Origin of the sequence: Photorhabdus heterorhabditis, from assembly GCF_001280945.1 — a bacterium.
Taxonomy (GTDB): Bacteria; Pseudomonadota; Gammaproteobacteria; order Enterobacterales; family Enterobacteriaceae; genus Photorhabdus; species Photorhabdus heterorhabditis.
This window is the reverse complement of record NZ_LJCS01000096.1, coordinates 1-8,615: the sequence shown is the minus strand read 5'-3', so window position 1 is coordinate 8,615 and position 8,615 is coordinate 1. Positions and strand designations below refer to the sequence as shown.

The 8,615-nt window shown below is 39.9% G+C and carries 9 protein-coding genes and 2 tRNA genes; 3 read left to right on the top strand and 8 right to left on the bottom strand.

Annotated features, from left to right (window positions below; all coding sequences use genetic code 11):
* Positions 1 to 113: 113 nt before the first annotated feature.
* The 4 genes from AM629_RS19780 to AM629_RS19765 form a co-directional block, all read right to left on the bottom strand.
* Entirely contained in the window at positions 114 to 491 is a 378-nt protein-coding gene (locus AM629_RS19780; protein ID WP_054481347.1) for a BON domain-containing protein, read from the bottom strand.
* Positions 492 to 935: 444 nt separating this feature from the next.
* Positions 936 to 2,525: a peptide chain release factor 3 gene (prfC, locus tag AM629_RS19775; protein ID WP_054481346.1), complete on the bottom strand. Its 1,590-nt coding sequence runs from the start codon at positions 2,523 to 2,525 to the stop codon at positions 936 to 938.
* Between the two features lie 134 nt (positions 2,526 to 2,659).
* A complete protein-coding gene (gene rimI / locus AM629_RS19770; RefSeq protein WP_054481344.1) occupies positions 2,660 to 3,127 on the bottom strand; it encodes a ribosomal protein S18-alanine N-acetyltransferase in 468 nt (155 codons plus the stop codon).
* Entirely contained in the window at positions 3,096 to 3,509 is a 414-nt protein-coding gene (locus AM629_RS19765) for a DNA polymerase III subunit psi (RefSeq protein ID WP_054481341.1), read from the bottom strand. Before AM629_RS19765 ends, rimI begins: the two co-directional genes overlap by 32 nt.
* 128 nt (positions 3,510 to 3,637) lie before the next feature.
* Between AM629_RS19765 and rsmC the strand changes: the two genes are divergently transcribed.
* From rsmC to AM629_RS19750, 3 genes are all read left to right on the top strand, one after another.
* Positions 3,638 to 4,654 carry a 16S rRNA (guanine(1207)-N(2))-methyltransferase RsmC gene (gene rsmC / locus AM629_RS19760; protein WP_054481339.1) on the top strand — a complete coding sequence of 339 codons (1,017 nt, stop codon included), beginning with the start codon at positions 3,638 to 3,640 and terminating at the stop codon, positions 4,652 to 4,654.
* A gap of 170 nt (positions 4,655 to 4,824) precedes the next feature.
* A tRNA-Leu gene (locus AM629_RS19755) sits at positions 4,825 to 4,911 on the top strand.
* Between the two features lie 48 nt (positions 4,912 to 4,959).
* A tRNA-Leu gene (locus AM629_RS19750) sits at positions 4,960 to 5,046 on the top strand.
* A gap of 53 nt (positions 5,047 to 5,099) precedes the next feature.
* Here the strand turns inward: AM629_RS19750 and AM629_RS19745 are convergent.
* From AM629_RS19745 to AM629_RS19730, 4 genes are all read right to left on the bottom strand, one after another.
* Complete coding sequence (locus tag AM629_RS19745; protein WP_054481336.1) at positions 5,100 to 5,366, bottom strand: DUF1435 family protein; 267 nt, start codon at positions 5,364 to 5,366, stop codon at positions 5,100 to 5,102.
* Positions 5,367 to 5,631: 265 nt separating this feature from the next.
* Positions 5,632 to 6,366, bottom strand: a complete 735-nt coding sequence (locus AM629_RS19740) for an aspartate/glutamate racemase family protein (protein WP_054481334.1) — start codon at positions 6,364 to 6,366, stop codon at positions 5,632 to 5,634.
* Positions 6,367 to 6,407: 41 nt separating this feature from the next.
* Entirely contained in the window at positions 6,408 to 7,601 is a 1,194-nt protein-coding gene (locus AM629_RS19735) for an MFS transporter (RefSeq protein WP_054481332.1), read from the bottom strand.
* A gap of 126 nt (positions 7,602 to 7,727) precedes the next feature.
* On the bottom strand, positions 7,728 to 8,615 hold an 888-nt coding region (locus AM629_RS19730), incomplete at its 5' end, for a hypothetical protein (RefSeq protein ID WP_235525549.1).

Here is an 8,615-nt window from a genome sequence, read left to right as displayed (position 1 = left end):
TCTTTGTTGGCTGCACTCACTCACCCCGGTCACAGAGTTATCTATGCTCCCGGGGATTCGCTCCCTTGCCGCCGCGATGCATCTTGAAATCCATAGGGTATATTGGGTATATATTATTTTTTTATGGTTAAACCATTTTGAATAGATTTGACCCCTTTCACTTTAGCGATAACCGCTAAAATTTTCCTGGATTGTTCCTCACTTTTCACAAAACCAGAAATATAAACTACTCCTTTTTCTGTTTTTACAGAGATGTCACTGCTGCTGATACCCTTTTCTGCCAACAGCTCGCTTTTAATTTTTGCTGTGGTTGCACTATCTCCCATGTAACCATCAACACTTTTCACTGAATCATCAATCTTTTGACCAGCACTATCAAATGCTTGTGTCGCTTTATTTTTAAAAGACTCTTCCGCCAGCACATTACCGCTGACCAAGGCGGTGCCTAAAACAACAGCCATCAATGAGTGAGTCAATTTAACATTCTTCATCTTATACCTTCCTTTTGTCGGTTAGATTTCTGAATCTATAAAGCCATTCAATACTGTCTTTGTACACGGTAATCTAAACGTAACCTATACCCGTCATCTTTCAAGTTGCTTCTTTGTTGGCTGCGTTCACTTACCCCAGTCACATAGTTATCTATGCTCCTGGGGATGCGTTCTCTTGCCGCCGCGATGCATCTTGAAATCCATAGGGTATAAACAGAATAACAATCCGCATTAGAATTAGAAATGGGTTATTACTTCCAGTAGCTAAGCTAAATTGGAAAATAAAAACACCAGATACAGTGAAGACCGGGAAATAGTAACAGGAAAATAAAGCAAAGAGCTATAAAATAAGACGGATCTGGCCGACTAAATTATAAATTATTCTTGTGTTATATATATTTTTGTAAAGAAAAAAGGCTAACCTATTGTTAGCCTTATAAAATATTAATGCTCCCGTGTCTTACGGAAATTAACATCAGGGTAACGTTCACCAGTAAGATTCAGATTGACCATGGTTGGCGCAATATAGGTCAGATTATCACCACCATCGAGGGCCAAGTTTTGTTCATTCTTACGCTTAAACTCTTCCAACTTTTTAGCGTCATGACACTCAACCCAACGCGCAGTCGAAACGTTTACTGGTTCATATAAAGCTTCAACGTTGTATTCACTTTTCAGACGAGCAACAACAACATCAAACTGTAGAATACCCACAGCCCCCACAATTAAGTCGTTGTTCATCAGGGGACGAAATACCTGTACTGCACCTTCTTCAGATAGCTGAACCAATCCTTTTAATAACTGCTTCTGCTTCAGAGGATCGCGCAGACGAATACGACGGAATAATTCTGGCGCAAAGTTAGGTATACCCGTAAATTTCAGATCTTCCCCTTGGGTAAAGGTATCACCAATCTGAATTGTCCCGTGGTTATGCAGACCGATAATATCTCCCGGATAGGCATGATCCACATGAGAACGATCACCAGCCATAAATGTTAGCGCATCAGAAATAACAACATCTTTCTTAATTCTTACCTGATGCAACTTCATGCCTTTTTCATATTTACCTGATACCACACGCAAGAAAGCCACGCGGTCGCGGTGTTTAGGGTCCATATTGGCCTGAATCTTAAAGATAAATCCGGTAAATTTCTCTTCTTGAGCAGAAACTGCACGGACATTGGTCTGACGAGGCATTGGTACAGGCGCCCATTTAACCAAACCATCCAGCATATGGTTAACACCAAAGTTACCCAATGCAGTACCGAAAAATACGGGTGTAAGTTCACCTTGCAAAAATGCCTGATGATCAAATTCGTGGGAAGCGCCCTGCACCAGTTCCAACTCCTGACGCAATTGCTCAGCCAAATCTTCACCAATCGCAGCATCCAATTCAGGATTATTCAGCCCCTTAATCGCGCGGACTTCCTGAATAGTGTGCCCCTGCCCGGTTTGATACAGGTACGTTTCATCAAGATAAAGATGATAAACCCCTTTAAAATATTTACCGCACCCAATCGGCCAGGTGATTGGGCAACAAGCAATATTCAACTCATTTTCCACTTCATCCATCAATTCCATTGGATCACGGATATCGCGGTCAAGCTTGTTCATGAACGTCAGAATCGGGGTATCACGCAGACGGGTCACTTCCATCAATTTACGTGTACGATCCTCAACACCTTTAGCGGCATCAATGACCATCAAGCAACAGTCAACCGCCGTCAATGTGCGGTAAGTATCTTCGGAGAAATCTTCATGTCCTGGCGTATCAAGCAAGTTAACCAGACAATCTTGGTAAGGAAATTGCATCACCGAAGTAGTAATGGAAATACCACGTTGTTTTTCCATTTCCATCCAGTCAGATTTCGCGTGCTGATTTGAACCACGACCTTTCACTGTACCTGCTTTCTGAATCGCCTGTCCGAACAGCAACACTTTTTCAGTGATGGTTGTTTTCCCTGCATCAGGGTGAGAAATGATTGCAAAAGTGCGCCGTTTAGCGACTTCTTGCTGAAAAGGGGAATTTGACATCAATAAGAATCTTCTGCTTTGTATACGGGCTTGTACTCAACATCAGGCGCTTCCCCGCAAGGAAAACAACTCCCAAACCCATGGATGAATAAAAAATTGGCGCTCATTTTCGCTGAAATTGGTGCTATAAACAATCAATCAATTTCATTGCACCATTCAGAAAGTAACGGCAATGCCATAATAATGGCATCTTCTTTACCTGTTGCAGTAGGATAATAATTCTTACGCACAGAGACTTGATTAAAGCCTAAATGTTCATACAACCTGATAGCGGAGTAGTTCGATTGTCTTACCTCAAGCCATAAGGTATTCATTCCTTTGTCTGGTAAAATGGATATTAAATATTCCAGTAATGCTTTACCGTAACCTTTACCTTGATAGTCGGGATGAATAGCAATATTAAATAATGTGGCTTCATCTAATACCCATTGAGTGATAGCAAAGCCAATAAGTTGTTCATTAATCGTTATTTTATAATTCAGATACCGCTCACCCTGATTACTGAAAAACGTTTTTTCACTCCACGGGAACGCATGACTAGTTTGTTCAACCAGAAAAGCGAACGGGAGATCAGCGGGAGTTAATAGAGAAATGTTGTTCATGTTGAGAAATCTGCTGCCAAAGAGAACGTTTTGCCTTTCCATCACAATATAAATCATTTAATGCAGGGCTTCTCAAAGAAATCCCTTGCCATGATAGTGTAATATCCACACCCAACAGCCAACATGGGCACTTAACCTGTTCCGGTAGCATCACAACATTATCTGATGTAATGCAGTAAACAGAGGATTTATCCAGCCCCATAGCTGTAAAAATATCTATTAATAATGAGTGAGTTAAATCAATGTGGTCATTGGTAATAATTAGCAGACGGGTGGCATCAGGTAGGTGAACAGCTAACTCACCTTGCAAAACCGCCGGGTTACGTAAGGCCCATTGGGTAATCCCCAATTGAGCTAATAACCTGTCGCGCCGGGTTACCATATCTATTCACCTGCTGTAAAAAATAATCAGTAACATGTTATCAGAGGCCACTATCTGCGCCAATATTGGGTTTTAGATTTATCATTACCTAATATTTGAACACAGAACATGAAGGAGTTTATAGACAAATGTCTGCATTAACCCCCGCCAGTGAAGTTATTTTGCGTCACCGTGAGCAATTTAGCTCTCATCACCTGCTGTTCGCGGGTGATATTCAAGACACACTGGCAACCCAAATTGATGCTGCCAGTGTGCGAGTGCACACTAACCAATATCATCACTGGCAATCACTGATCCGTACTCTGGGTGATAATGCCTGGTTTGGCTTGGCAGCCGAAAAAGCATTTACCCGAGGTTGCGACACCCTTATTTATTACTGGCCTAAAAGTAAGCAAGAAGCTCGCTTTCAATTACGCAGCCTGTTCTCTGTTTTACCAAAAGGTATCAATATCTTTATTGTCGGTGAAAACCGTAGCGGAGTACGTAGTGTAGACAAACTGATGGACGGTATGGCAACTTTCCAAAAAATCGACAGCGCCCGTCGTTGCAGCCTCTTCTACGGCAGATTAGAACATGAGGTGCTGTTTGAACAGGATAACTGGTGGAACAGTTATCAAGTGGAAAACGTCATAGTGAATACTTTACCGGGTGTATTTAGCCAGGATGAACTGGATGTTGGCAGCCGTTTATTGCTTTCTACCTTTGACAAGCCTCTCTCTGGCAATTTACTGGATATCGCATGTGGTGCGGGTGTTTTAGCTGCCGTATTGGGTAAAAATAATCCTGAGCTAGCACTTACTCTCAGTGATGTTAATGCAGCCGCTATTGCCTCCAGTAAAGCAACCTTAAAAGCCAATAAACTGGAAGGTCAAGTTATCGTCAGTAATGTTTATTCCAATATTGAAGATAAATTCAACTGGATTATCTCTAATCCCCCCTTCCATGAAGGATTGAAAACCAGTTTGCGGGCAGCCGACGATCTGATCCGCCAGGCGCCCAGCTACCTTAAACCTGGGGGTAAACTACGGATTGTCGCTAATGCTTTCCTGCCTTATCCCGATTTACTGGATAAAACGTTTGGCAATCATGAAGTCATTGCTCAGACGGGGAAATTCAAAGTTTACCAAGCAATAAAAAAATCCTGATTTGTTTAGCCTGTCCGTGACTATGGACAGGCCATCTTTGATAACAAAATAGTAAATGATGATTTTTACGGCAATCATGCAACGCTATAATAAATAATGATTGACGTAGGCTACAAAATCTCTAGAATTCGCCTCCATGCTATCAATCAAGGTTGATAGTGTCTGAACTTGCGAGGGTGGCGGAATTGGTAGACGCGCTAGCTTCAGGTGTTAGTGTCCTTACGGACGTGGGGGTTCAAGTCCCCCCCTTCGCACCAAATCAGACAACTGCCAATAAGATTCGGCAACAGAAAATAACAGTACCTGCGAGGGTGGCGGAATTGGTAGACGCGCTAGCTTCAGGTGTTAGTGTCCTTACGGACGTGAGGGTTCAAGTCCCTCCTTTCGCACCAATCTGTTCATTTTTCGCATCAGTTTTCTCACTTACTTTTCCTCCTAAACAACGTCAAAAACAACCAAACCGATTCGCGCCAGCCAGCAAAGCACACAGTACAGCAAATCCTGATGGTATTAACAGAAAATGGCGCGACCTCTGATTCAACAACATAAATAAAGTTAGCAACATTGCGACTACTACCCCAATTTTAAACTGCTCAATTCCTGGATTCACTATTACGAATAGTATTCCCGCCAAACTAGATAAACCCACTCCCCACAAGCTGGTCATTCCCTGCCAGAAAAGAGATCTTTGCCTTTCTTTAGCCCTTATCATAACTTACACCAATTTAAATGATAATGATTACCAATATCATATACAAAAAAGTACGAAGTACAAGCTAGTTGCAATTACTAATCTGATAAGATGAATAACTTGTGACACCAGCGCAAGCTATTCCAGCTTAGTATACTGACAGGACTAAAAAATTGTGGCTTAACAAGAGGCAAAACTAAAGCTGCCAGAATCAGCTACCTTATCACATATTATCGAGTTCAAAGACTACCTTAATAATCAACTTAATAGTATGCAATTACACATATTATTCAATGCAGCTAATCCTCCTTTTTCTTAAATCCTGTTTTGGATATTCCAAACGACTATGGGTAAGACCTGCTCTTATCATCATCTGTAGATAACCTAATGCAACCGCTGTAGGGTCAATCACCTGAATCGGCATTCCTACAACTCCCATCTCTTTGGATAAGTACTTCGCCATCCCTATCATGCCAGTACAACCTAATACTATAGCTGTTACTCGTTCTTCATTAACCATCCTTTTAGTTTGAGTGAGGAGAACATCTTCTAACTTTCCAGGTATTTGGTGCAACTCGTCAATAGATTGATCAATGCTGCAAATACAAGCTAATTTCTGGTGAATACCAGCTAACGTCGCAAGATCTCTAATCAAACGTGCACAAGACTGAGTAATTGTAATTACTCCCCAACGCTTCGAGATCATTCCAGCACTTAACGCAGCAGGCTCGAATCCACCAACGATAGGAATATCAACTATCTCTCTCGCAACGGAAATAGCAGGATCACTTACACAACTCACAAAGACGCCATCATATCCTTCCTTTTCAGATTCGATGATTTTGTCAACAATCTCAGGAGTTGAATACATTTCGTCGTAACGAGACTCAATCGAAGGTGAGCCAGACTCTAAATTAACAACGGTAATTAATACATCCTGTGCAATATAGTAAGAAATCTCCTCTTGTACTGCTGAATTATATTTCGATGTCAACAACGGAACAATAACTTTAATTCTCATAAATGACCCTTTAATTAGTTAACATGTGACCTATCGTTAATTTATCGACTTACTGCATGATTTCGAAAATCAATTAAAACGAGTAATGAAAACAATAACCCTATAGTAATTATCGATGATACTACTATTGCTGAATTAAATAGCTTTCCAGTAAATGCCCATCCTGAAATAAAAACACTGAGACTGAAAAAAATAAGCCTAAAAAAAGTTAATAGAGATGATGCTGAACCCACCAATTTAGGATACAATGCCAAAGAATGAGAGAACACCATACTATATTGAAAAGCAGAACCAATACAAATGACAGCCATTGACAGCGTAAAGGGTATTGCAGATTTAGGATAAAAATGACTGAATATTATGAGTGAACTACACCCTATGCAACAAATGACAATACTCAGATAGATACAATTAACTGAACCAATCTTTCTATTCAAAGCACCTGAATAGAATCCGGCCACCGCTAAACATATTCCTAATATTGCTTGATGTATCGAAAAAATATAGTAACTCATTCCCATTTTATCTATATATAAAAATGGGACAACAGATACATATGCAATACATGCAGACACTAATAACCCAGGGGTAAAAGTATATATCAAGAAACGCGTACTAAATATAAGTTGACAATAATTTCTTGCAACCTCATTTACACTCAGTTTTATCGTATCACGATTTGTTTCAGGAATGATAAACACAGCCATAAGAGAAAGAAAACTCAGTAAAGCCACTAAATGGTAGGTAGATCTCCAATCATAATATACAACAATAAGAGAGCCAGCAACAGGTGCTATAATGAGAGCCGCTGATATTGCTGAGTTAAGGATTCCAAAAACCTGTACTGACTCCTCATCTTTATAGGTATCCGAGCAAATTATAAACCCAACAACCCAAATAGCACTGCACCCAATTCCTTGGATAAACCTAAATAAATACAATTGACTCAGATCACCCGAAATTGAACAACCTACACTACCAATAAAGAATAGAGTAGCTCCGATTAGAATGACTTTTCTTCGCCCATACGACTCAGAAAGAGGACCGAAAATAGGTGTGAATAGGCATAACCCTAAGAAATTCACTATTAAAGTAAATTGCACTGCCGATTCAGTTGCAGAAAAGAACCTCAGCATTTGGGGGAATGCTGGCAAAGTAATATCAACTTCTACAAATGATGGAACCATTCCAACGATAAGTATTATCGGTAAAAGCCTTAACATTAACGGCGACATAAATCAATTCACCTCTGAACATTATTAATCCTATATAATATAAACACAAAGTGCTGCCATCAAACAAGATCGATAAACCAGATTTATTGAATGGATGGCAGATCACACAGATATTGTAAAACCAGACTATTCTGAATAAGAGACCTTTAATGAGAATAATTCACCAAATACTGGAAATATTTCAGTTTTTAAACCTTTATTATATCTAAATGATATATTTAACACTTCCTTTTTTTCATCCTGTGCTAATTTAGGCCACTCTAAGGTGACCTTATTAAATCCAGGCTTAGTGAGATAGCCTGGAATTCGTAGTTGACGATGAGACCATTCAGATGATGGCTTGATTTCTTCAAGCAATTCACCGTTAATTAAAATCCTGACTTTACTTTCTTCGATATATTTCTTAACTCTGCTGGTAATTGCCATATTTAGATCACGATTACCACTCGTGATCAGCGTAAACGATGATATTGGCCACCATGATTTAAAATATGGAACACTTCTTCGCGTATTTATCTCAGGATCTAGAGAAACTTTAATGACCGCACTAGCTCGCTCAATATATTGAGGTTCAGTCAAATCTACGCCGTATTTAAGTTGGTCAATATAACTCTTTTGATAATATTCTTTCAACACATGACCATGACGACCGTACTTATTAAGTATTTCACAGATTGCGTCAATCGTTTGTGCATCTGCACCTGGTGACGATTGGGCCACAGGAAAATCAAGTGGAGAATTAACAAATTCAAGTAATTTTTGCCCTGCTCGACTTAGGCCAAATCCTGCTCCTTTCTCACAACTTCTGGCTTTAATATAAAGCTCCATAACATCCAGTATTTCAGCTGAGTATTGAACAGCTTTATCAAATAACTTAACGACTCGCTCTCTTTCCGCGACTTCATCAATCGGTCGATTGATATGACTGTTGTATAAAGCAGTATAAAAATAAGAAACAGCTAAATCATATGAAGATGCCCCCAACTCAATGGCTTCTCTTATCATTACCTCCCA

Bases quoted from the DNA above. Each gene is read 5' to 3' on its own strand.
- AM629_RS19780 (WP_054481347.1), bottom strand. From the start codon at position 491: ATGAAGAATGTTAAATTGACTCACTCATTGATGGCTGTTGTTTTAGGC.
- prfC (WP_054481346.1), bottom strand. From the start codon at position 2,525: ATGTCAAATTCCCCTTTTCAGCAAGAAGTCGCTAAACGGCGCACTTTT.
- rimI (WP_054481344.1), bottom strand. From the start codon at position 3,127: ATGAACAACATTTCTCTATTAACTCCCGCTGATCTCCCGTTCGCTTTT.
- AM629_RS19765 (WP_054481341.1), bottom strand. From the start codon at position 3,509: ATGGTAACCCGGCGCGACAGGTTATTAGCTCAATTGGGGATTACCCAA.
- rsmC (WP_054481339.1), top strand. From the start codon at position 3,638: ATGTCTGCATTAACCCCCGCCAGTGAAGTTATTTTGCGTCACCGTGAG.
- AM629_RS19745 (WP_054481336.1), bottom strand. From the start codon at position 5,366: ATGATAAGGGCTAAAGAAAGGCAAAGATCTCTTTTCTGGCAGGGAATG.
- AM629_RS19740 (WP_054481334.1), bottom strand. From the start codon at position 6,366: ATGAGAATTAAAGTTATTGTTCCGTTGTTGACATCGAAATATAATTCA.
- AM629_RS19735 (WP_054481332.1), bottom strand. From the start codon at position 7,601: ATGTCGCCGTTAATGTTAAGGCTTTTACCGATAATACTTATCGTTGGA.